We start from the raw sequence: 22,779 nt of genomic DNA on the forward strand, positions 1-22,779 counted from the left end.
CGACGCTATGGTATCGTCAGCCCGCGACTCTATGGACCGAAGCGCTGCCGGTCGGAAACGGCCGCCTGGGTGCCATGGTCTTCGGCGGCGTCGCGCGCGAGCGGTTGCAGTTGAACGAGGCGACCCTGTGGAGCGGTGGTCCCTATGATCCGGTCAATCCGGCGGCGCTCGCGGCCTTGCCTCAAGTTCGCGCCTTGATCGCGGCAGGGCGCTATGCCGAGGCGGAAAAACTGGCGAACGCCAAGGTCATGGCGACGCCCCTTACCCAAATGGCCTATCAGCCGCTCGGCGACCTCATTCTCGAACTGGCTAGGGCAGGGGAGGCGAGCGGTTACCGCCGCTCACTCGATCTCGCGACCGCGACGGCGGAAACGCAGTTCATAGTCGGGGGCACGCGGTTCCGACGCGATGTCTATGCCGCGCCTGACGACGATGTCATCGTGGTGCGGTTACGGGCGGACAAGCCGTTCAGCCTGTCGGTCGGCATGACCTCGCCGCAGGCGGACCTGGCCTTTTCAACGGTTGGCGGCGTCCTGACGATGACCGGTCGCAACGGTGCGCGGACCGGGATTGCGGGGGCGCTGCGCTTTGCGGCGCGGGCGCATGTCGCGGCGGGGCAGGGGCGGGTATCGTCCGGCAGCGACCGGATCGAGGTCACCCATGCCCGCAGCGTGACGATCCTGCTGACCATGGCGACCAGCTTTCGCCGGTTCGACGATGTCGGCGCCGATCCCGAAGCGATTACACACGACATGCTGGAGCGCGCCCGGGCGAAGGGCGAACCGGGCATTCGACGGCAGGCACTGGCATCGCACCGCGCGTTGTTCGATCGCGTGAAGCTCGATCTCGGCGAGACCCCAGCTGCCCGGAGGCCGACCGATGAACGCATCGCGGTCGACCGGATGGCCGACGATCCGGCACTGGCCGCCCTGTACTTCAACTATGGCCGTTATCTGCTGCTCGCTTCGTCGCGGGGAGGGGGGCAACCGGCGAACCTGCAGGGTATCTGGAACGACAAGGTCGATCCGCCGTGGCAGTCGAAATATACCGTCAATATCAACACCGAGATGAACTACTGGCCGGCCGAGGCCACCGCTCTGCCGGAATGCGTCGCGCCGTTCGTCGCAATGATGCGCGAACTGGCGGTCACCGGTGAGCGGACCGCGCGGACCATGTACGGCGCGCGCGGATGGGTTTGCCACCACAATACCGACCTTTGGCGCGCGACGGCGCCCGTCGATGGCGCGCAATGGGGGTTGTGGCCGACCGGCGGCGCCTGGCTGTGCACCCATTTGTGGGACCATTACGACTATGGCCGCGACCTCGATTTCCTGCGGTCGGTCTATCCGATCCTGCGCGGGGCGGCCCTGTTCTTCCTCGATACGTTGCAGGTCGATCCGGCGACCGGCGGATTGCTGACCAGCCCGTCGCTGTCGCCCGAAAACATTCATTCCAAGGGCGCGTCAATCTGCGCCGGGCCGGCGATGGACAACCAGATATTGCGTGACCTGTTCGATCAAGTCGGTCGCGCCGCGAAGCTGCTGAACACCGACGCCACCTTCGCCGCCGAGATCGCCGCCGCCCGCGCGCGCCTCGCCCCCGACCGGATCGGTGCAGCCGGACAGTTGCAGGAATGGCGCGAGGATTGGGACATGGCCGCGCCCGAGCCGAAGCATCGCCACGTTTCGCACCTCTATGCCCTGTTCCCGAGCGACCAGATCAGTCCCGACCGCACCCCCGACCTCGCCGCCGCCGCGCGCCGGTCGCTGGAATTGCGCGGCGACGAATCGACTGGTTGGGCGACGGCGTGGCGCGCGAACCTATGGGCGCGGCTGAAGGATGGCGACCATGCGCACCGCATCCTCGCCTATCTGCTGGGGCCGGCGCGAACCTACCCAAATCTGTTCGATTCGCACCCGCCGTTCCAGATCGACGGCAATTTCGGCGGTACGCGCGCCATCGCCGAGATGCTGATGCAGAGCCGCGACGACGAATTGCTGCTATTGCCGGCGCTGCCGCGCGCCTGGATGCAAGGATCGATCACCGGCCTCCGTGCGCGCGGCGGGTTGGGGGTCGATCTGCGCTGGCGGAGCGGACGACTCGACGAGGCGGTGTTGCGGCCGCGCATCGCCGGGCAGCGACAGGTCCGGCTGAACGACACCCGCATCGATATCAATTTGACCCCCGGCCGCATCGTCCGCCTGCGCGGCGAACGGCTGATCCCTGCCTGACCTTGGAGCTGGACGAATGAAGATCATCCTTGCCGCGTTCGCACTATTGTCGCCCGCCATCGCCACCGCGCAAGTCGCGACACCGGCCCCCGCCGCCGTCGTCGGTGCCAAGCCGATCAGCGTCGAACGCATCACCGTCCATTCGCAAGCGGTCGAAGGCAATCTCGAGGGCAACAGCGCCGACCGGCACGTCATCGTCCTGCTCCCGCCCAGTTACAAGACGTCGCCAAACCGCCGCTATCCGGTCGTCTATGCGCTGCACGGCTATTCGATCGGCGCCGAACAATGGGCGAGCGAGATCCATGTGCCGCAGACGATCGAGGCCGCCTTCGCCAGGGGTGCGCGCGAGATGATCGTGGTGCTGCCCGACACCAAGACCATGCATAACGGCAGCTTCTATTCGCGATCGGCGACGGTCGGCGATTTCGAGAATTTCATCGCCCGCGATCTGGTCACCTATGTCGACGGCCATTACCGCACCGTCGCCGATCGCCAGAGCCGTGGCCTCGCCGGTCATTCGATGGGCGGATATGGCACGACGCGCATCGGCATGCTGCACCCCGACACGTTCGGCGCGATCTATATCATGAGCCCGTGCTGCCTGCTGACCCGCGCGCTGGGCGTCACCGATGCCGAGCAGGAAAAGGTCTTCCGTGCGATGAAATCGCCCGCCGACAGCGAAAAGCTGAACTGGGGCCAGCGCGCCCAACTGGCGACCGCCGCCGCATGGTCGCCCAATCCGAAGGCACCGCCGCTCTATCTCGACCTGCCGATCAAGGACGGGGTGCCGCAGCCCGACGTGCTCGCGCGCTGGAACGCCAACACCCCGATCGCGATGTTCGACCAGCATGCCGGGGACCTGCGCCGCTACCGTGCGATCGGCCTCGACGTCGGCGACCGCGACGGGTTGAAGGAGGGCGCCGAACAACTGCACGCGGCGATGGACCGCTATGGAATCCGGCATCGCTATCAGGTCTATTCGGGCGACCATACCAGCGGCGTCGCGACGCAGATGCAGACGGTCGTGATCCCGTTCTTTTCGGAAGCGCTGGTTTTTCCGAAGTAAGGGCAGGGGACCGGAGCGCCCCTCGACCGTTAAGCGCGGCGAAGGAGAGCCGCCATGTCCCGTTCCGTTTCGATCACCGGCGCCAGCATCGCCGGCGATATCGTCGCGTGGTGGCTTGGCCGAGCCGGGTTCGACGTCACCGTTGCCGAGCGTACGGACGAATTTCGCGACGGCGGACAGAATATCGACGTGCGCGGACCCGGCCGCGAGGTGCTGCGACGCATGGGACGGGAACGCGTCGCGACGCGCATTTGGCAGGACGACAGGCGATGAGCCCCTGGCCGCACCCCGATCCCGCCGCGCCGGGGCAGGAAAGCGTCTGGGACTATCCGCGCCCCGCCATCGCCGTGCCGAGCGACCGCCATGTCCGTATCGAGCATCGCGGCGGCGTCGTCGCCGATAGCCGCTCCGCGATCCGCACCCTCGAAACCAGCCATCCGCCGAGCTGGTACATCCCGCCCGGCGATATCGCCCCCGGCGTGCTGCAACGGTCGCCCCGCCGGTCGCTATGCGAATGGAAGGGGCAGGCGGTCTACTGGCATCTCGTCATCGGCGATGAAATCCTGCGCGACGTCGCATGGAGCTATCCCGATCCGACGCCCGCCTTCGCGATGCTGCGCGATCATGTCGCCTTCTATGCCGCGCCGCTCGACCGGTGCAGCATCGACGGGCAGCGCGTCGTGCCGCAACCGGGTGGCTTCTATGGAGGCTGGATCACCCCCGACCTTGCCGGCCCGTTCAAGGGCGTGGCCGGAAGCATGGGGTGGTGAACGTCGGGGCCGCCGTCAGTGCGCCGCGCCCGGCCCCGCCACCCGTTGCGGCCGCGGCGCCAGCCAGATGATGAGCGCCGCGCCGGCAAAGATGATCGCCGACAACAGGAACATGTGGTTGATCGCCAGCGTGCTGCTTTCCTGCGTCACCGTCATCTCGACCGCCCCGCGCACCTGATCGATCGAGAAGCCTTGCGCGGTCAGCGCCTGCTGCGTCGCATCGGCGTTGAGGCGCGACACCATTTCGCTGCGCGCGACCGTCATGTTGTTGGCATAGAGCGTCATCGATACCGACGTGCCGATCGCGCCGGCCATCGTCCGCAGGAAACTCATGACGCCCGCCGCCGACGCCGTCTCCTTCGGATCGACCGCACCCAGCGCGATGGTGGTCAGCGGAATGAAGAAGAACGGCATGCCGAACCCCTGCAACATCTGCGGGAACGCCAGCGTCCAGAAATCGGAACCCGTCGTCCATCCGACGCGCAACAGGTTGCACCCCGCGATCCAGAAGATGCCGAAACACACCAGCGCACGCGGATCGCGCTTCTTCAGCATCTTCGCGACGAACGGCGACATGATGACCGCGCCCATGCCGTTGAACGCCGTCGCATAGCCGGCATAGGTCGATGTGTAGCCGAGGCTCGCCTGCAACCATTGCGGGATCAGCACGACCGATGCGAAAAAGGTGCCGAAGGCGAAGGATAGCGCCGCGACCGCCACCGTGAACCCCCGATGCCGGAACACCCGCAGGTCGACGATCGGCTGCCGCTCGGTCAGCTCCCATGCGACGAACACCGCCGCCCCGACCGCCGCGACGAGGGCGAGGACGACGATCGTCGGATCCTCGAACCAGTCATGTTCGCGCCCGATATCGAGCATGATCTGCAGCGCCCCGATCCACAGGACCAGCAGCGCGAGGCCGATCTTGTCGACCTTCAGCTTCTCGCGCTTCGTCTCGGCGGGTTTCAGCAGGCGCAGCGCCCCGAACACGCAGAAGATCGCGACCGGCACGTTGATGAAGAAGATCCAGTGCCACGACCAGCTGTCCGAAATCGTCCCGCCGAGGATCGGCCCCAGGATCGGCGCGGTAACGGTGGTCATCGCCCACATGCCCATCGCCTGGCCATGTTGTTCCTTGGGAAAGATGCGCAGCAGCATCGTCTGGGTCAGCGGCATCAGCGGCCCGCCGCATAGCCCCTGTCCGATGCGCGCGACGACGATCATCGCGAGGCTGGTCGACAGCCCGCACAGCACCGAGAAGATGCCGAAGCCGATCATCCCGGCGATGAAGGTGCGGACCGTCCCGAACCGTCCGGCCAGCCACCCGGTCAGCGGCACGCAGATCGCCTCCGCCACCGCATAGGAGGTGATGATCCACGTTCCCTGGCTGGTCGAAATACCCAGCGAGCCGGCGATATGCCCGACCGAAACGTTGGCGATCGTCGTGTCGAGCACGACCATGAAATTGGTCAGCGCCAGCACCATCCCGGCGAACAACAGCTTGCCGCCGGTATAGGGTTTGAAATCGTCCTGGCCGGTCATGCCGACTGCTCCCTTGGGTGGTATGGTTTAGCACCCGACCGTTCGTCGATGCCCGGCTGATCCGGGACGTCGCCCCAGCGCAGGCTGGGGCCTCGGGCGAATCCAGCCCCGTGCTATCACCGGAAGATCCCAGCCTTCGCTGGGATGACGTCCGGTTCGTTCGCGACGGATCATCCGGACTACCGCCCCGAAACATCCACCTCGGCAGTCATCGACAGCCCGACCCTGAGCGGATGCGCCGCCAGTTCCTTCGGGTCCAAGGCGACGCGCACCGGCAGGCGCTGCACCACCTTGATCCAGTTGCCGGTCGCATTCTGTGCCGGAATCAGCGCGAAGGCAGAGCCGGTCCCGCCCGAGAAGCCGACGACCCGGCCATGATATTCGACATCGTCGCCATAAAGGTCGGAGGTCAGCTTCACCGGCTGTCCCGGCTTGACCTTGGTCAGCTGGCCTTCCTTGAAGTTCGCATCGACATAGGCGCTGTTGACCGGCACGATCCGCATCATCGTCGTGCCCGCCGCGACGCGCTGTCCGACCTGAATCGTCCGGTTGGCGACGACGCCGTCGATCGGCGCACGGATGACGGTGCGGTCGAGATCGAGTTGCGCCTGCCGCACCCGTGCCTCCGCCGCCAGCACGTCGGGGGCGCTGTTCGACGTCGCCCCCTGGATCAGCGCCTGATTGGCCGCCAGATTGCCCGCCGCGGCGCTGCGCTGCGACGAAGCCTCGGCCACGGCCGCCCGCGCCTGTTCGAGCGTCGCGCGCGCCGCCGCCAGCGCATTGGTCGCAGCGGTCAATTCGTCACCCGACACCGCACCATTGGGGGCCAGTTTCTGCCGCCGGTTGAAATCGACCTGCGCCTTGTCGAACGACGCCTGCGCCGATGCCAGTTGCGCGCGAGCGCTCACGACCTCCGCGCCCTTGGCCTGCACCTGCGCCGACAGCGCGCCGCTGGTCGCCGACGTCTGCCCGAACTCGCGCCGCGCCTTGGCCAGATCGGCCTGCGCGCTCGCCAGCGCGATGCGCGTGTCGCTGTCGTCGAGCCGGACCAGCACGTCGCCGCGCTTCACGCCCTGCGTTTCCGATGCGCCGATCGCGATCACCTGTCCGGCGACCATCGGCGTGATCTGCGCGGTTTCGGCACCGACATAGGCATTGTCGGTCTCGACATAGTTGCTGCCGACCAGCGCGTACCAGCCACCATAGCCCGCGCCGGCGAGCAGCACGACGGCGGCGATGCCACCCAACAGTTTCTTGCGCTTCGACGGGGCAGGGGTGTCGGCCGCTGCCTTGGCATCGGCGAAGCTGCGGTCGGCGGGATCGGCATCAGCCATGGGTCAGGTCCTTGGTTTGCTGTGCGGTCGCCGGGGCGGTGAACCCGCCGCCCAGCGCGCGGACGAGCGCTACATCGAGAGTGAAGGCACGCGCCTGCAGGTCGGCGACGATCCGCCGCGCCTGCAACACCCGGTCCTGCGCGACCAGCACGTCGGTGAAGCGCGACAGGCCGCCTTCGAACCGTTGCCGCGCGACATCATAGCCGGCCTGCGCGTCAGCCAGCGAGCGTTGCGATTCGGTCAGCCGCGTCGTCAGCGCGCGCTGGCTGGTCACCGCATCGGCGACCGCGCGATAGGCATCGGTGACGGTCCGGTCGTAATCGGCGACCGCCGCGTCGAACGTGCCGCGCGCGACGCGGTACCGCCCCTGCAACGCGCCGCCACGAAAGATCGGCAGGTTGAAGGCCGGACCGACGCTGCCCGCGGTCGATCCGCCGTTGATCAGATTGCTCAGCCCCAGCGATTGCAGGCCGAACACCGCCGACAGGTTGAACGACGGGTAGAAATCGGCGCGTGCGACCTTGATCCGGCTCGCCTCCGCCTCGACCCGGGTGCGCGCCGCGACGATATCGGGGCGGCGCGCGATCAGGTCGGTGGTGACGCCGACCGGCAGCCCGCGCGGAACGATGGTCGCGGCGGGCGGGGCGATCGCCAGCCCCCGGTCCGGCCCCTTGCCGAGCAGCGCGGCGATGCGGTTGCGGGTCAGTGCGATCGCTTCGTCGGTTGCCGCGAGGTCGGCGCGCGCCGCCGGCACCGCCGAGTCCGCCTGTTTCTGTTCGGCGCGCGTATCCAGCCCGCCGGTCACCCGGTCGGCGGTCAGCTTCGCGGTCTGCTGCCGTACGTCGAGTGCCGCCAGCGCTACCGCGCGTTCGGCGAACAGCCGCGCCAGATCGGCATAGGCATCGGCGACATTGGTCGACAGCGTCAGCTGCGCCTGCGCCAGATCGAGCCGTGCGGCCTCGGTATCCGACCGCGCCGCCGCATAGGCCGCCCGGTTGCGGCCCCACAGGTCGAGGTCGAAGCCGAGTTCGCCCTGCACCCGGCCGGTGTCGTTCCAGCCCTTCGGCACGAAATCGGCGGGAATGCCGTTATTGTAGCTCTGCTTGGTCAGGCCGACATTGCCGGTCGCGCCCAGCGTCGGCAGCCGCGCCGCCCCCGCCTGCTGCGCATAGCCTTCGGCCTGTGCGATGCGCGCGGTCGCGGCGGCAAGATCGGGCGACCCCGCCAGCGCTTCTGTAACCAGCGCATCAAGTTGCGCATCGCCATAGCCCTGCCACCAATTCTGTGCCGGCCATGCCGCATCCGGGGTAGCGGCGAGGCTGCGATCGGCGGCGAAGCTGGCCGGGGTACGCGGCGTCGGCGCGTCCGCGAGGTGCGGCACGCTCGCGCACGCGGACAGGAACAGGACCGCAAGCGGCGCCAGGGGGCGGGCTTGCCGGAAGATCTGGCGGGTCATGACGAAAACCGTACTAGTGGGTACGCTTCGTTCCATGATCCGGCCGCTTGCGTCTGTCAACGATTATCTGTACCCGACGGTACAGTTTATGAGTAGCATCGAAGAACCCATTCTCGGCAGGCGCGAAGCCCGCAAACAGGATCGCCGCGACGCGATCGTCGCCGCCGCACGCCGATCGTTTCTCGAGGATGGCTATGCTGCCACGTCGATGTCGGGCCTGCTCAAGACGCTGGGCGGGTCGAAGGCGACGCTGTGGAGCTATTTCCGTTCGAAGGAGGAATTGTTCGCGGCGGTCATCGCCGACGTCACTGCCGGCTTTCGCCAACAGGTAACCGGCGAATTGCTGACGCCCGGCGAGATGGAAGCGACCTTCGTCAATTTCTGCCGCGTGTTCATGAACAAGACCGCGCATCCCGATGCGGTCGCGGCATGGCGTCTGGTCGTCGGCGAAAGCGGTCGTTTTCCCGAAGTCGGGCAGATTTTCTACGACCAGGCGGCGGGCCATATCGAACGTGCGCTCGCCACCTATATCGCCGAACAGATCGCGGCCGGCCGGCTGCGTGACGAAGGGGCGACCGACATGGCACGGGTGCTGATCGGCATGAGCGGCGCGCAGCAGAACCGGCGGCTTTGGGGCGTCGAAGCCGCACCCGCCGATGGCATGGAGGCGGAGGCGCGGCGCTTCGCCGGCTATTTCCTGCGGCTGTTCGCCACGCCCTGACGCCAAGCTGCGATCGTTCGCGTCGCCCACGCAGCAGCGAACCACAGTCCAATGCCGATAAGAAAGATTATGTAAAACCGATTAAGGTGTGCGCTGAGTCGAAGCGGAGCGTTACGCGCAGACCCGGTCGCGTATTGCGGAAATCGATCTGCGCACCGATCCGCCGTGCCGCGGAGCGGACGATCGCAAGGCCGAGGCCGCTGCCTTCCTGCCCGGCGCTGTTCGCCAACCGCACGAAGCGCTGGCCCACCCGGTCGAGGTCCGCGTCGGGCAGGCCGGGGCCGTCATCGGCGACGGCGATCGATACGATGCCGGCGTCCATCCCTATGGTAATCGTGACCATGCCGCCCTTGCGATTGTAGCGGATGGCGTTGTCGACAAGGTTCGAGAGGATTTCGAACAGCAGCGTGCGATGGCTGGCGATGGCGATCTCGCCATCCGGGGCATCGAGGTGGATATCCACCCCCGCCCCTATCACCTGGCCGATCCGGCGATTGATGATCGTCACGGCGACTTCGCGCACGTCCACCCGCTCGAGGGGGGGCGATACGCCCGCCTCCTCGGCGCGGGCAAGCGCGAGAAGTTGCGTCACCAGTCGTTCGAGCCGGTCGGCCGCATCGGCGATTTCGCCCAGTGCGGCCGGATCGCCGCGCCGGGCCAGCGCCACTTGCACCTTCAGCACGGCGAGCGGCGTCCGCATCTGATGCGACGCGTCGGCGGTGAAGCGCCGCATGCCCGCCGTAGCGCTGTCAAGCCGGGCGAGCAGATGGTCGAACGCTTCCGCCAGCGGGCGCAATTCGGCGGGAAGCGGACCGGTCTCCAGCGGCGAGAGGTCGGGCGTCGCCTGCGTATCCCGCGCCGCCACGACCGTGCGCAGCCGGGCGAGCGGACGCAGGCTCCAGCCCAGCGCCGGACGGATCAGCAGCATCGCCACGCCGACCAAGAGAACCTCGCCCAGCAGCAGCGCGACCAGCAACCGGCGTTGCAGCGCGTGACGGCCATCCAGCGTCTCGGCGACCTGTACGATCACCGGCCGATCGATCCGCGGCAGCGACCGGCGTACTTCGGCAATGCGGATCGGCTGATCGCGATAGCTGGCATAGCGGAAGCGCGGAGCGTCGACGGCGAGATCGGCGATGCGCGGCGCGGACAGGTCGGCATAGCCGGTCAGCAGCCGATCACCGACGGCGATGCGGTAATAGACATTGTCGCGTTCGCTATTCTCCAGCATGCCGAAGGCGGCGGCGGGCAGATCCATCGTCACCTCGCCGCGTTCGACCTGCACCGTCTCGGCAATCGCCCCCAGCGCACCGCCCAGCACGCGGTCGTTGGTCCGGCGCACGACATCGGCGATCAGCGTCGCGCCGGCCAGCCCCAGCAGGATGGCGATACCCAGCATCGGCGCGAGCATCGCCGCCAGCAACCGGGTGCGCAGCGCGACCGCCCGGCCACGGGATGGCTGGGTCACGGTGCCGGCCCGCTCCGCCACCCGACCACCCATAGCGTATCCTGATTGGGTAGCCGCGTGGGGGAGCGTGCCGGCACCGCCGAATTCGCCTTTCGGCGAATGCTCGAAAGACGCTTCAGCCGGCATCGAGCAGATAGCCGACGCCGCGCACGGTGCGGATGGCGGGGCCGTCGGGGGCGAGCTTGCCGCGCAGACGGGTGATGTTCACCTCGATCGCATTGGGGCCGACCGGTTCGTCATAGCCGAAGACTTCGGATTGCAGCGTCTCGCGCGGGACGATCTGCCCGGCGCGCGCCGCCAGCGCGTCGAGCACCGCCCATTCGCGTCGCCGCAGGTCGAGCAGGCGGTCGCCGATCCGCGCCTGTGCCCGCGATCGGTCGAGGATCAACGACCCGATCACCAGTTCGGGCGTCGGATCGCCGCCGCGCCGACGCCCCAATGCCCGGATGCGCGCCTCCAGCTCCTCGGGCGCGAACGGCTTGCGCAGATAGTCGTCGGCGCCGAGGTCCAGCCCGCGCACCCGGTCGTCGAGCGCGTCGCGCGCGGTCAGCATCAGCACCGGCACCCGGTCGCCGCGCCGCCGCAGCGCCTGCAACACGGCAAAGCCGTCGAGATCGGGCAGCCCGACATCGAGAACGACCAGCGCATAGGGTTCGTCGGCCAGCACCATCAACGCGTCCTCGCCCCCCGCCACATGGTCGACCGCATGGCCGACCCCGCGCAGCAACGCGACGATGCTGCGCGCCAGCGGCGCGTCGTCCTCGACGATCAATATCCGCATCGATGCCCGGCGCGGTGAAAGGCGGATGACAGGTTCGGTCGGTACGACATGCTGGAGAGCTTACCCGAACCCAGAGGCGGGAAGCGAGAGGATGTGCATGAAACGACTTCTGATCCTGTTCGCATTGCTGATCGGCCCCATGGGTCCGGCGATGGCGCAGCGTCCGGCGGGCTATCCCCGGTCCTATGACGACCTGATCGCGGCGGCGCAGGCAGAGGGCGGCGTGCGCGTCTATGGCAATGCCGATGCCACCGCGATGGCGGAGCTGATCGACGCATTCCGCCGCACCTATCCGCGCGTGCCGGTCCGCTACGACGATCTGGAATCGCGCGAAATCTATCGCCGGGTGGTGTCGGAGGCGCGGACCCGCGGCGCCGGTGCCGATCTGGTGTGGTCGTCGGGCATGGATTTGCAGGCGAAGCTGATCAACGACGGCTATGCCCGGGCCTACCAAAGTCCCGAAAAGCCCGCCCTTCCCGCCGACGCGGTGTGGAAGAATATGGGCTATGGCGTCACCGCCGAACCGGTCGCCTTCGTCTACAACCGCCGGCTGATCCCGCCGGGCCGCGTCCCGCGCACGCACGAGGCGTTCGAGGCGCTGCTCCGCGCCGGCCGGGTGCCGCTGACCGGCAAGGTCGCGACCTATGATCCGGCCCGCTCCAATGTCGGCTATCTCTATCTGACGCAGGATCATGCGATCACCCGCGATACCCGTTCGCTGGTAGAGGCGATGGCGGCCACCCGGCCATGGCTTTCGCCGACGACCGAGCCGATGCTGGAGGCGGTCGCCGACGGACGCATCGCCATCGCCTATAACGTCGTCGGGCCCTATGCGCTGACCGCCGCGCAGCGCGACCGCCGCATCGGCGTGGTATTCCCGCGCGACTATACGCTGATCGCGTCGCGCGTCGCCTTCATCGCCCGCGACGCGCCGCATCCGGCGGCGGCGAAGCTGTTCCTCGACTTCCTCTTGTCGCGGACCGGCCAGACGCTGCTCGCGAAGCAATGGCTGTTGCCGGTGCGGAGCGACGTGCGCGCGCCGCGTCTGTCGGCGCAGCAGCAACGCCCGATCCGCGTCGGCCCCGAACTTCTCGTCAATCTCGATACGATCAAGCGCCGGCGCTTCCTTGCCGAATGGCGCGCGATCCTGACCCAGGGAACCAAGCCATGATGTTGTTTCGTAGCGGCTGCGCGATCGCCGCGCTGATCTGCGCCACGCCGGCCCTCGCCCAGACGCCGACCCAGGAGGAACTGGCCGCGCTGGTCAAGGCGCAGGCGGCGGAGATCGCGGCGCTGCGGACCCGGCTCGACCGTCTGGAGGGCGTGCAGGCCGCTGCCGTTCAGCCGGCACCGGCGCCAGCGACGCCGCCCGTCGTGATGGCGCAAACGCCGTCGCAGACCGGCGGCAACGTCACCAGCCCGTTCGCGCCGCAGCTGGTGCCGCCCGGCCCGGCGGAGCGCGACGTGGCGCAGGCGCGACAGGCGAATGCGGCGGGGGTCACCACCGAATGGGGTGCGGGCCTGCCGGTGTTCCACTCGGCCGACGGCATCTATACCTTCAAACCGCGCGGGCGCATCCTGACCGATGTCAGCTCGACCTTCGGGTCCGATTATGCCGCGCGCAACATCACCACGACCGGCATGCGCGCGCTGCGCCTCGGCCTCGAAGGCGGGGTCGGCACGCATTTTTTCTATCAGTTCGAAACCGATTTTTCGGAGAACGAGGTCGACATCGTCACCGCGTTCATCGGGTGGCGCAACCGGATCGCGCCGGGCATCGATTACGACGTCCGCGCCGGCCACCTGTTCAACGACCGCGGGTTCGAAGGGTCGACGGGGTCGGATTCGACGCCGTTCATGGAACGCACCGTCGTGTCGACCGCGATCATCCCGCAGCGTGGCTTCTACGGCGTCGGGCTGATGCCGCGCCTGTTCTGGAAGACGGGTCACGCGTCGCTGACCGTCACCGGCGACCGGATCGACGGCAACCAGTCGGGCAATGACAGCCGCACCGTGCTGGCGCGGGCGCACTGGAACCCGATCAAGACCGGCAACAGCGTCCTGCACCTGGGGCTGTGGGGATTCGACGAGGGGCTGGCGGCGGGCGCCACGACGCTGACCCGCAACACGGTGATCGGCGGGCGGTTCAACGGTGCGCTGCGGGTGTCGTCGGGCGCACTCACCGGCGGCACCGGCACCACCGGCTATGGCCTGGAAGCGGGCGGCTATGTCGGCCCGGTCTGGCTGATGGGCGAAGCGGGGCAACGCCATGCGCGACTGGACGCCGGTCGCCCCGATTTCGTCAGCAAGGCGTGGAGCCTGTCGGGCGGATGGTTCGTCACCGGCGACCTGCCGCCCTACAACCCGCGTCTCGGCAGCTTCGGACAGCCGCGCGTGCTGCGTCCGATCTTCGATGGCGGTCCCGGCGCGATCGAGCTGACCGCGCGCTACGAGAATCTCGACTATTCGGACCTGCTGACCGGCGGGCAGGGCTGGGCCGCGACGGTCGGGGCCAACTGGTATCTCAACAGCTTCACCCGGTTCCAGTTCAACGTCGTCCACTGGAACACCGACAACCGCGCCGGTGCCTTTGTCGGTCCCGATGACGGGCAGACCGTCATGACCCGCATCGCCGTCACCTTCTGATCCCCCTTTCGGGAGCTTGCCATGAACCTCGCTTTGCTCGGCTTCCTGATGGTGGCCACCTTCATGACGCTCATCATGACCAAGCGGATGACGCCGCTGGTCGCGTTGATCACCGTCCCCACCGCCTTCGCGCTGTTCGCCGGTTTCGCCGGCGGCCTTGGCGACATGATGATCGACGGGATCAAGAACCTCGCGCCGACCGGCGTGATGCTGTTGTTCGCGATCCTGTTCTTTTCGATCATGACCGATACCGGGCTGTTCGATCCGCTGGTCAACCGGTTGCTGAAGGTCGTGCATGGCGACCCGCTGCTGATCCTGATCGGCACGGTCGTGCTGTGCGCGATCGTCAGCCTCGATGGCGACGGCTCCACGACCTACATCATCACCATCGCCGCGCTGCTGCCGCTGTACAAGCGCTACGACATGAACCGGCTGTATCTGTGCTGCCTGTTGATGAGCACCAGCGGCGTCATGAACCTGACGCCATGGGGCGGGCCGACCGCGCGTGCCGCCAGCGCGCTGAAGCTCGATCCCGCCACGCTGTTCCTGCCGCTGATCCCCGGCATGATCGCCGGTCTCGCCTTCCTGATCGGCCTCGCCATCTGGTTCGGGCGCAAGGAACGCCGCCGCATCGGCCATGTGAAGGCGAACGAGCCGACCGCCTTCACCGGCATGGCGGTGTCGCAGTTTCCGGAGGCGCGCCGCTATCACCTGCGCTGGTTCAACGGCCTGCTGACCGTGGCGCTGATCGCCGGGCTGGTGCTGGGCATCCTGCCGCTGTCGGTGCTGATGATGCTGGCCTTCGCGATCGCGATGATCGTCAACTATCCGCAGGTCGCCGAACAGAAGGAACGCATCGCCGCCCATGCCGGCAACGTGCTGTCGGTCGTGTCGCTGATCTTCGCCGCCGGTATCTTCACCGGCATCCTGTCGGGCACCGGCATGGTCGAGGCGATGAGCAAGGAAGTCGTCGGCTTCATCCCGCCCGTCATGGGGCCATATATGGCGCCGATCACCGCGCTGCTCAGCCTGCCCTTCACCTTCTTCATCTCGAACGACGCCTTCTACTTCGGGATGCTCCCGATCCTCGCCGAAGCGGGTGCACATTACGGCGTCTCGCCGATCGCCATCGCGCGGGCGTCGCTGATGGGACAGCCGGTCCATCTGCTCAGCCCGCTGGTGCCCTCGACCTATCTGCTGGTCAGCCTGGCGGGCATCGATCTGGCGGATCACCAGCGCTTCACGCTGATCCCGGCGACGCTGGTCTGCGTGGTGATGACGCTGGTCGGGATGATCGTGCTCGCCTTCCCGTTCGTGAGCTGATCGCGTGACCGAGCTTTGGAACCATATCGTCGCGGACTTCGCCAATATCGGCAGTCCGTCCGCACTCGCCGCCTTTGGGCAGGTCGTGCTGATCGACGTGATGCTCGCCGCCGACAATGCGATCGTCGTCGGTGCGCTCGCTGCTGGCCTGCCCGCCGACATGCGGCGCAAGGTGATCCTGATCGGGGTCGGCGCGGCGCTGCTGCTGCGCGTCGCCTTCGCGCTGGTCGTGACCCAGTTGCTGCAGGTCACCGGCCTCGTCTTCGCCGGCGGCTTGCTGCTGGTGTGGGTCGCGTGGAAGATGTGGCGCGAACTGCGCGACCATGACGATACGCCCGGCGAGGACGGGACGCTCAAGGCCGCCGCGCCGCGCAGCTTCGCCAGCGCCGCATGGGCCGTCGCCGTCGCCGACGTGTCGATGAGCCTCGACAATGTGCTGGCGGTAGCCGGTGCCGCGCGCGATCATCCCGGCATCCTTGCCATCGGCCTGATCCTGTCGGTCGCGCTGATGGGCGTTGCCGCCAATGTGCTGGCGCGGGTGATCGAACGCTATCGCTGGGTCGCCTATATCGGCCTCGCCGTCATCGTCTATGTCGCCTGCAAGATGATCTACGAAGGGCTGACCGACCCGTCGCGCGGGCTGATCGCCCTGTTCGCCTGAACCGGGGCGCCATGGAACGCGCCCCCCAATTTCGTTCGGAGAAGCCGTCATGAACACCAAAGCGATGCCGCTCGTCTTGCTGCCGGCCATGGGTTGCGACGGACAGCTATGGGCGCGACAGGTCGTCGATCTGGGCGATATCGCCCATCCCGAACTCGGCGACCTGAGCGTCGACGACAGCCTGTCGGCGATGGCCGCGCGGGTGCTGGCCCATGCCCCGCCGCGCATCGCGGTCGCGGGGGTCAGTCTCGGCGGCTATGTCGCGCTGGAGATGGTCCGCCAGGCGCCGGAACGGATCGAACGCGTCGCGCTGTTCGCGACGCGGGCGACGATGGCGATGCGGGCGCGCACCGTCGACGAACAGGGACTGCTCGCCACCGCGCCCCACGCCGATCCGATGCTGACGCCGATCGTCAGCGGCCCCGTCCAGGCCATGGCCGAACGCGTCGGCCGGCCGGTGTTCGAACGGCAGCAACGCGCGCTGCTGGCCCGGCCCGACCTCGACGACGCCATCGCTGCGGTGCGCGTGCCGACGCTGGTCGCGGTCGGCGATCGCGATCGCATCTGCCATGTCGAGGACGCCCGGGCGCTGGCCGATCGCATTCCGGGTGCCCGCTTCCACATCATCCGCAATTGCGGCCACCTCTCGCCGATGGAACGATCGGGCGAGGTGACGATGCTGCTGCGGCGCTGGCTCGACGATCGGCCGGACTGAGCGCATCGCGACGGATGCATAATAGCAATCCTGCCAGACAAAGTTGAACCGGAGGATCGCGCCCCCTTCCATTGCCTTTTCGCCGATCGATCAAGGTCTTTGACGGCACCGACCGGCCACTAAACCCTGTCGAATCAATTCAATACTTGGTTTTTGACAGGATCGGACCGCGGCCTGCTATGCTGGCACGATGCCGGAGTCGAGCAAGGTCGTGATCGTCGAGGACGACAGCGTCGTCGCCGCGCATGTCGCGCAGGGGATCGACGCGCATCCCGCGCTGCTGCTGGCGCACCGGGTGGCGAGCATCGCCGCCGCGCGTGCCGTCATCGCCCCCGATATCGCCCTGTTCATCATCGATCTCGGCCTGCCCGACGGCAGCGGCATCGACCTGATCGGCGAGATCCGTGCGCGGTTGGGTGCGACCCCCAGCATCCTCGTGCTGACCATGCTGGGCGATCAGGAATCGGTGATCGCGGCGATCATGGCCGGGGCCGACGGCTATCTGCTCAAGGATCCCGATGCGACCGATATCGCCCAGCGCGCGGCCGACGCGGTCGCGGGCGGCGCGCCGTTGTCGCCCAGCATCGCCTCCTATGTGCTGCGCCATCTGCGTGCCCAGCAGGGCGCGCCGCCCGGTGCGCCGGTCGAGGCGTTGCTGTCGCCGCGCGAGCTGGAACTGTTGCGGTTGTTCGCGCGCGGCTATGGCAACAAACAGGCGGCGGCGGCCCTGTCGCTGTCGCCGCACACGATCGGCGACTATGTGAAGTCGATCTATCGCAAGTTGCGCGTCGGCAATCGCGGCGAGGCGGTGACGCAGGCATTCCGGCAAGGGCTGTTGCGATCGTGAACCGTGAGGCAGGGCGGGCGGTGGCGCTGATCCTCATCCTGCAACTGCTGTTCTGGGGCTGTTACGCATTCGCCACGACGCTGATCCACCCGCCCGGCGTTCCGAACCTGCGCGTCGTCGACGGGCGGTTGTTGCGGATCGGCGACGGACGGCCGATGGCGGTGCTGGTCGCCGGGCTGGTCCGGCCCGCCGAATTGCGGCTGCCGGGGTGGCAGACGGTCCTGGTCGAGCCGCGCCATGCCATGTTGCTGTCGCCCGCCTCGGGCCCCCGCGACACCGGCGTGACGCTGACCTGCGTCGCGCCGGGATGTTCGGCCGATGGCGACATCGTCCTCGGCGCCGCCGCACGGGTCGGACGCGTCGCGCGCTGGGAATCGCTGGTTCGGTTCGACCTGCCGCGCGTCACCATCCTGTGCGCGCTGGTGCTGGGACTGGCGCTGCTCGGGCTGCTGCCGGTCAGCCGCTTTTCGCGGTTGCAGATGCTGACCGGCATGTTCCTGCTGCTGGTCGCGGCGGATGCGTATCTGTCGGGCATGGGGCAGGTCGACCTCTCGATCAACCGGTTCGAACTTCTCCGCTACACGGTCCAATATGGGCCGCTCGCCTTTGCCGCGCTGATGCTCAATGCGTTGGCGGGGTGGCAGGTGCGCAGCGCGCGCTGGATCCTGCTGCTGTGGCTGGCGGCGAGCATCGGCGTCGTCGCCTTGTGGTGGATACGGGCGCTGACCGCGGTACTGCCATGGCTGGACACGGCGGTGCTGCTCGCGCTTGCCGGCTATGGCGTCCATACCCTCCGCCGCCTGTGGAACGTCGCCCCGCAATCGGCGGCACGAGCCATGGCGCTGTTGCTGGTCGGGGTCGCTTCGGTGCTGTTCGACGTGGCCTATAACGCGACGCCCGGATATGTGATGCTCAACGCCAGCAACCTGTCGCCGCTGCTGATCATGATCGGGATCGTCGCCGAACTGGCGATCCAGGGGCACCGGCTGAACCAGGCGTCGGACGAGGCGCGCAGCGAACTGGCGCGGCAATTGTCCGAACAGGACGCGCATCTGCTGCGCTCTTCGACGCTGTTGCGCTATCAGGAGCGGCGGATCGCGATCGACGCCGAACGACAGCGACTGGTGCGCGACATGCACGACGGCATCGGCGCGACGCTGACCCATTTGCTGCTCGACCTGCGCGGCGGGCGGATCGGGCCGGCGGAGCTGTAGACGGGATTGCGCGCCGCGCTCGACGATCTGCGCAACATCGCCGGCGCGATCGACGGCAGCGACGGCCCGGTCGACCTTGCGCTCGCCGCCTTTTGCGAGCGGATGGCACCGCGACTGGAACGGGCCGGTATCGCGTTCGACTATCGCTGTACCCTGCCCGACCAGGCGCCGGTGCTCGATGCACGACGGCTGCTGAGCCTCCACCGGTTGTTGCAGGAAGCGGTCGGCAACGCGCTGCGCCATGCCGCCGCCGGGCGGGTGATGCTGACGCTCGCAGGGGCGGCGGACGATGCGCTGCTGGTAACGGTCGAGGATGATGGTCGCGGCTTCGATCCCGAACGGGCGGAAGGCGCGCCGGGCGAAGGACGCGGCCTCGGCAATATCCGCCGTCGTGCCGAGCAACTGGGCGGCCGCCTGTCGATCGCCAGCATGCCGGGACATGGAACCCGAATCACCCTTCATGTTCCGGTACGGGACGACCGGCGCGGCACGCGGCGCTGAAACCCTGTCAATCCCCCCGGTTTGCGGGGATTGTCGCCCGCCCTGCCCGCCCGGCAAAGCAGTCATATCTTTGGACGAGCGGCGGTGGCGACCCTCGATCGATGGGCGCATCCCGGCTCCATGACGGCAGGGGGTTGGCTTGACGAAATATACCGGAACCAATGGCGACGACGACGTCACGCTGGACGTCTATGACGAAGCCGGCGACGATTATGCGTTCGGAAAGCTCGGCAACGACAAGGGCGTATTTTACGTAAAGGAGAACAGTACCGACTTGATAACTACCGCTCCCGGTGAGGGGGAATTCCTTTCGAACGGTTTCGGGTATTTCCGATATACGAGCTTCGAGGACGTGACCCTCAGGCTCGGCGTTAGCGACGTGCAGGTTCAGGTCTCGGCGGACCAATGGTTCGGCAGCAGCCAGTCGCTCCACATCGAGTCGGGTGTCGCGGTCGGTAGTCCCGGCGGAACCGATGCCCTAACGGACGGGAACCTGCTGTCGATTCTGGGAGGCGTCAAGGCGCTCCGCGTGTCGCTGCTGGGCGGAGGAGCTTTGCCCGGCGACGGAGTGGTCGGCCCACTGGGGATCGAGAATACCAGCGTCACCTTTGATGTGGGGACGTTCCAAAGGTTGCAGATCTCGCATGAAAACTGGGACATCGATCCGGCCGTCCGCGATCCGATCAATTCGGCCGACGATCATATCGTTGGCGGCGACCGCAACGACGTCCTGGGCCTTGGCGGCGGCCAGAATTATGCCGAGGGCAATGGTGGCGACGACCGCATCTCCAGTTTTCCGATCCGTGGCACCTGGTCCGGCCAAAGCTGGATCCCCGTCGCGGGATCGGAGGACTGGAAGAATGAATTCTGGGGTGGCGACGGCAACGACACGCTGATCGCCGGCGGGATCAACGACCGGATCGACGGCGGCGACGGGTTCGATATATGGGACGGCGATTTAGGCTTTGCGTACCCGCAGACGTTCCAACAGAACAGCACCGCTGTTTTCTCGATCACGCAGACGACCGGTACCACGCTGGAGACCAGCGGCACGGGCAAGATCACCGGGATAGAGAGGGCGGTCATCAACGCGCCCTATTACACGGCCCGCAACGACGCCAGCTTCACCACCGGCATCGCCAGCATCGACTATACCGGTTCCTCGTCTGACTTGCGCGATCATCTGACGATCGACTGGTCGACCAAGTCGGCGGCGATCACCGCGACGCTGTTCGACGAAGGGCCGACCAATACACCGACGCAATATTCGGGGACGATAACCGACGGGACCGAGACGATCACGTTCAAATGGATCGAGTTCCCGAAACTGCTGCTGGGCAGCGGCGACGACCGCGTCGACGCGAGTGCCGCAAACCTGCCCTATCAGGGTTGGCAGACGATGGAGGTCGATGGCGGCGCGGGCGATGACGTGCTGATCGGCGGCCCGCGTGTGGTGACGCTGTACGGCGGGGAAGGCGACGACACGCTCAGCGGCCAGGGCGAACTCCATGGCGGCGACGGCAATGACGGGTTGACGGGAGGCTGGTTCCTCAACGCCGGTGCGGGTGACGACCGGCTGACGATCGAAGACCCGATGCCCGAGACGTACGCCTATACTGCCCTTGGCGGCGAGGGGACCGATACGCTGCGCCTCCCCGGCAATCTCCGCGACTATACGATCACCGCCGTCGAAGTCGGCGCCCATTATTATAATGCCTTCAAGGCGGAATGGGCCGATCCGTCGGACGGCTACGTCATCCATCTCGTCCGCAATCAGGGACAGGCGGACGAAAGGACCGTCAACATCAACGCGATCGAACGCCTGATCTTCGATGACGGAACGTACCTGATCGGCGAGAAGACCGAGATGGAATGGGACGGAAATGCATGGATCTGGCTGTACTCCGTCGAACTCGTGCCGGTACTCAGCAAGCCGACCGGGGCCGATGCCACCCTCGCGGTCAGAGAGGACGTGCCCTATGTCTTCACCGCCGCCGATTTCGGCTTCGTCGATCCGCAGGGCGATGCGCTGTCCGCGATAATCATCGACACGCTGCCCGCGGCAGGCAGCCTGACACTGGATGGCGCGGCCATCACCGCCGGCGAGCGCATCGATGCCGCCGACATAGCGGCCGGGTTGCTGCGCTATGCAGCCCCGATCGATGCATATGGCTACGTCATCGTCGGGTTCGCGATCGATTCGATGACGTTTCGGGTCGCCGATGAATTTGACGACACGAGCGAAACGGCGAACACGCTGTCGATCGACGTCGGCGTGACCTATGTCACCGGTACCGAAAGCGATGACGTGATATGGCCGGACTTTGGACCGGCCGGACAACCCCCTATCGACCGTTATCGGCCGAACTATGTCGTGGCGCTGGGTGGCAACGACAACATCCAGACCGGCTATAGTAACGACGTGATCGAGGCTGGCGATGGCAACGATTACATCGCGCCGCTTACCGGCCAAGACCAGATCGACGGCGGCGACGGTACCGACGAACTGGAGGTCATGGGCTACTTCTCGGCATGGGACATTGTCTATGATGCGTCCGGCGTCGTCAGGCTGGTCAGTGACTATTATGGTACGAAGACGTTGACGAGCATCGAAACCCTTCTTTTCTGGGGGGAAGGGGGCGATCGGTATGATTTCGATCCCATATCGGGTACCTACGTCCATCGGGATGGCAATACGCCCCCGATCAGCCCGGTCATCGGCCGCGCCGGTACCCAGACCGCGTCGAGCAGCGGCAGCGACACGCTGACCGGCACCGCCGCCGCCGAAACCTTCGTGATCGATGGCGGGGCGAGCGGCACGACCGGCGCGGACAGCATCACCGGCTTCGGCACGAACGACGTCGTCGTCGTCACCGAGAAGTTCGTCGACCGCAACGAAGACGGGATCATCACCTTCGGCCGCAACCGCAAGTTCGATTTCGACGGGCCGGACACCGGCACCGACAGCGTGGCGATCAACGGCGGGGCGGCAAAGGCGCTGCGTTATCTGGGCGAGGCGACCGACGGCTATTACACCTATGCCCTCGCATCGGTCCGGCCGAAACATGCGAAGGAAGGCTATATCTACAGCGACGACACGCTGTCGGGCGGCGCGGTCGACAACAAGCGTGACATCTTCTTCGCCGACACCGCGCTCGGCATCGATCTCGGCCACGACGTGTTCGCCAATTTCGGCGCGCGCGACCTGCTGGTGACGACCACGGCGCTGGCCGATCCGGATAGCGACGGCACCGTGGCGCTGTCGGGCGGGCTGGACCTTGCCGATGGCGGGTCGATCGCGGTCACCGGCATGAGCGGCGCAAGCGTCGACGCGCTGACCCTGTCGGCCACCGTCACCCGCGCCGGGGTGACCTATTATCTCTACGGCCTGCCCGGAAGTAGCCACAGCGCCGGAGAACTGACCTTCTAGGGGGGCGACGTGCCACCGCTCCCCTCCCCGACACGGGAGGGGAGCGGCAGGACCGTCCCCGCCCGTCGATCGC

Annotated in this window: 18 protein-coding genes and 1 pseudogene (1 of these 19 only partly in view); 14 read left to right on the forward strand and 5 right to left on the reverse strand. The window is 67.1% G+C overall.

Annotated features, from left to right (window positions below):
- The 4 genes and pseudogenes from ACZ1JS_RS17575 to ACZ1JS_RS17590 all read left to right on the forward strand — a co-directional run.
- Positions 1-2,231 carry the 3' portion of a glycoside hydrolase family 95 protein gene (locus ACZ1JS_RS17575; protein WP_465168794.1) on the forward strand. 112 nt of this gene lie to the left of the window's left edge, so only the last 2,231 of its 2,343 coding nucleotides appear in the window; its start codon lies off the left edge, out of view; its stop codon occupies positions 2,229-2,231.
- A 16-nt stretch (positions 2,232-2,247) separates the two neighbouring features.
- Positions 2,248-3,297, forward strand: coding sequence for an alpha/beta hydrolase (locus tag ACZ1JS_RS17580; protein WP_465168795.1), 1,050 nt, complete (start codon positions 2,248-2,250; stop codon positions 3,295-3,297).
- Positions 3,298-3,351: 54 nt separating this feature from the next.
- A pseudogene (locus ACZ1JS_RS17585) lies at positions 3,352-3,540 on the forward strand (FAD-dependent monooxygenase); the annotation flags it as partial.
- 26 nt (positions 3,541-3,566) lie between these two features.
- Positions 3,567-4,067: a DUF427 domain-containing protein gene (locus ACZ1JS_RS17590; protein ID WP_465168796.1), complete on the forward strand. Its 501-nt coding sequence runs from the start codon at positions 3,567-3,569 to the stop codon at positions 4,065-4,067.
- 15 nt (positions 4,068-4,082) lie between these two features.
- Here the strand turns inward: ACZ1JS_RS17590 and ACZ1JS_RS17595 are convergent, their stop codons facing one another.
- From ACZ1JS_RS17595 to ACZ1JS_RS17605, 3 genes are all read right to left on the reverse strand, one after another.
- The gene (locus ACZ1JS_RS17595) at positions 4,083-5,609 is read right to left on the reverse strand and encodes a DHA2 family efflux MFS transporter permease subunit (RefSeq protein WP_465168797.1); all 1,527 of its coding nucleotides are present in this window, start codon (positions 5,607-5,609) and stop codon (positions 4,083-4,085) included.
- Positions 5,610-5,788: 179 nt separating this feature from the next.
- Entirely contained in the window at positions 5,789-6,943 is a 1,155-nt protein-coding gene (locus tag ACZ1JS_RS17600) for an EmrA/EmrK family multidrug efflux transporter periplasmic adaptor subunit (RefSeq protein ID WP_465168798.1), read from the reverse strand.
- The gene (locus ACZ1JS_RS17605; RefSeq protein WP_465168799.1) at positions 6,936-8,399 is read right to left on the reverse strand and encodes an efflux transporter outer membrane subunit; all 1,464 of its coding nucleotides are present in this window, start codon (positions 8,397-8,399) and stop codon (positions 6,936-6,938) included. Before ACZ1JS_RS17605 ends, ACZ1JS_RS17600 begins: the two co-directional genes overlap by 8 nt.
- Positions 8,400-8,487: 88 nt before the next feature.
- On the opposite strand from ACZ1JS_RS17605, the gene ACZ1JS_RS17610 reads away from it, so the two are divergent.
- The gene (locus ACZ1JS_RS17610; protein ID WP_465168800.1) at positions 8,488-9,120 is read left to right on the forward strand and encodes a TetR/AcrR family transcriptional regulator; all 633 of its coding nucleotides are present in this window, start codon (positions 8,488-8,490) and stop codon (positions 9,118-9,120) included.
- Between the two features lie 67 nt (positions 9,121-9,187).
- Here the strand turns inward: ACZ1JS_RS17610 and ACZ1JS_RS17615 are convergent, their stop codons facing one another.
- The gene (locus tag ACZ1JS_RS17615; protein WP_465168801.1) at positions 9,188-10,621 is read right to left on the reverse strand and encodes a sensor histidine kinase; all 1,434 of its coding nucleotides are present in this window, start codon (positions 10,619-10,621) and stop codon (positions 9,188-9,190) included.
- A gap of 82 nt (positions 10,622-10,703) precedes the next feature.
- Positions 10,704-11,369 (reverse strand): response regulator, encoded by a 666-nt coding sequence (locus ACZ1JS_RS17620; protein WP_465168802.1) that lies wholly within the window; start codon positions 11,367-11,369, stop codon positions 10,704-10,706.
- A 97-nt stretch (positions 11,370-11,466) separates the two neighbouring features.
- Between ACZ1JS_RS17620 and ACZ1JS_RS17625 the strand changes: the two genes are divergently transcribed.
- The 9 genes from ACZ1JS_RS17625 (at position 11,467) to ACZ1JS_RS17665 (ending at position 22,706) form a co-directional block, all read left to right on the forward strand.
- A complete protein-coding gene (locus ACZ1JS_RS17625) occupies positions 11,467-12,540 on the forward strand; it encodes an ABC transporter substrate-binding protein (protein WP_465168803.1) in 1,074 nt (357 codons plus the stop codon).
- Positions 12,537-14,015, forward strand: a complete 1,479-nt coding sequence (locus tag ACZ1JS_RS17630) for an OprO/OprP family phosphate-selective porin (RefSeq protein WP_465168804.1) — start codon at positions 12,537-12,539, stop codon at positions 14,013-14,015. The genes ACZ1JS_RS17625 and ACZ1JS_RS17630 overlap by 4 nt, the downstream gene beginning before the upstream one ends.
- A 21-nt stretch (positions 14,016-14,036) precedes the next feature.
- Positions 14,037-15,338 carry a CitMHS family transporter gene (locus ACZ1JS_RS17635; RefSeq protein ID WP_465168805.1) on the forward strand — a complete coding sequence of 434 codons (1,302 nt, stop codon included), beginning with the start codon at positions 14,037-14,039 and terminating at the stop codon, positions 15,336-15,338.
- A 4-nt stretch (positions 15,339-15,342) separates the two neighbouring features.
- Positions 15,343-15,999 carry a YjbE family putative metal transport protein gene (locus ACZ1JS_RS17640; protein ID WP_465168806.1) on the forward strand — a complete coding sequence of 219 codons (657 nt, stop codon included), beginning with the start codon at positions 15,343-15,345 and terminating at the stop codon, positions 15,997-15,999.
- A 49-nt stretch (positions 16,000-16,048) separates the two neighbouring features.
- Positions 16,049-16,714, forward strand: a complete 666-nt coding sequence (locus tag ACZ1JS_RS17645) for an alpha/beta fold hydrolase (RefSeq protein ID WP_465168807.1) — start codon at positions 16,049-16,051, stop codon at positions 16,712-16,714.
- A gap of 190 nt (positions 16,715-16,904) precedes the next feature.
- Complete coding sequence (locus ACZ1JS_RS17650) at positions 16,905-17,561, forward strand: LuxR C-terminal-related transcriptional regulator (protein WP_465168808.1); 657 nt, start codon at positions 16,905-16,907, stop codon at positions 17,559-17,561.
- Positions 17,558-18,775 (forward strand): hypothetical protein, encoded by a 1,218-nt coding sequence (locus tag ACZ1JS_RS17655; RefSeq protein WP_465168809.1) that lies wholly within the window; start codon positions 17,558-17,560, stop codon positions 18,773-18,775. Before ACZ1JS_RS17650 ends, ACZ1JS_RS17655 begins: the two co-directional genes overlap by 4 nt.
- Before the next feature lie 6 nt (positions 18,776-18,781).
- Positions 18,782-19,276, forward strand: a complete 495-nt coding sequence (locus tag ACZ1JS_RS17660; protein WP_465168810.1) for a sensor histidine kinase — start codon at positions 18,782-18,784, stop codon at positions 19,274-19,276.
- 139 nt (positions 19,277-19,415) lie between these two features.
- Positions 19,416-22,706, forward strand: a complete 3,291-nt coding sequence (locus tag ACZ1JS_RS17665; RefSeq protein ID WP_465168811.1) for a hypothetical protein — start codon at positions 19,416-19,418, stop codon at positions 22,704-22,706.
- The last annotated feature ends 73 nt before the right edge of the window (positions 22,707-22,779 follow it).

The sequence above is a fragment of the Sphingomonas sp. BL-S-05 genome, assembly GCF_055521695.1.

Bases quoted from the DNA above. Each gene is read 5' to 3' on its own strand.
- ACZ1JS_RS17630 (WP_465168804.1), top strand. From the start codon at position 12,537: ATGATGTTGTTTCGTAGCGGCTGCGCGATCGCCGCGCTGATCTGCGCC.
- ACZ1JS_RS17580 (WP_465168795.1), top strand. From the start codon at position 2,248: ATGAAGATCATCCTTGCCGCGTTCGCACTATTGTCGCCCGCCATCGCC.
- ACZ1JS_RS17610 (WP_465168800.1), top strand. From the start codon at position 8,488: ATGAGTAGCATCGAAGAACCCATTCTCGGCAGGCGCGAAGCCCGCAAA.
- ACZ1JS_RS17620 (WP_465168802.1), bottom strand. From the start codon at position 11,369: ATGCGGATATTGATCGTCGAGGACGACGCGCCGCTGGCGCGCAGCATC.
- ACZ1JS_RS17590 (WP_465168796.1), top strand. From the start codon at position 3,567: ATGAGCCCCTGGCCGCACCCCGATCCCGCCGCGCCGGGGCAGGAAAGC.
- ACZ1JS_RS17595 (WP_465168797.1), bottom strand. From the start codon at position 5,609: ATGACCGGCCAGGACGATTTCAAACCCTATACCGGCGGCAAGCTGTTG.
- ACZ1JS_RS17650 (WP_465168808.1), top strand. From the start codon at position 16,905: ATGCCGGAGTCGAGCAAGGTCGTGATCGTCGAGGACGACAGCGTCGTC.
- ACZ1JS_RS17625 (WP_465168803.1), top strand. From the start codon at position 11,467: ATGAAACGACTTCTGATCCTGTTCGCATTGCTGATCGGCCCCATGGGT.
- ACZ1JS_RS17635 (WP_465168805.1), top strand. From the start codon at position 14,037: ATGAACCTCGCTTTGCTCGGCTTCCTGATGGTGGCCACCTTCATGACG.
- ACZ1JS_RS17605 (WP_465168799.1), bottom strand. From the start codon at position 8,399: ATGACCCGCCAGATCTTCCGGCAAGCCCGCCCCCTGGCGCCGCTTGCG.
- ACZ1JS_RS17645 (WP_465168807.1), top strand. From the start codon at position 16,049: ATGAACACCAAAGCGATGCCGCTCGTCTTGCTGCCGGCCATGGGTTGC.
- ACZ1JS_RS17600 (WP_465168798.1), bottom strand. From the start codon at position 6,943: ATGGCTGATGCCGATCCCGCCGACCGCAGCTTCGCCGATGCCAAGGCA.
- ACZ1JS_RS17615 (WP_465168801.1), bottom strand. From the start codon at position 10,621: ATGGGTGGTCGGGTGGCGGAGCGGGCCGGCACCGTGACCCAGCCATCC.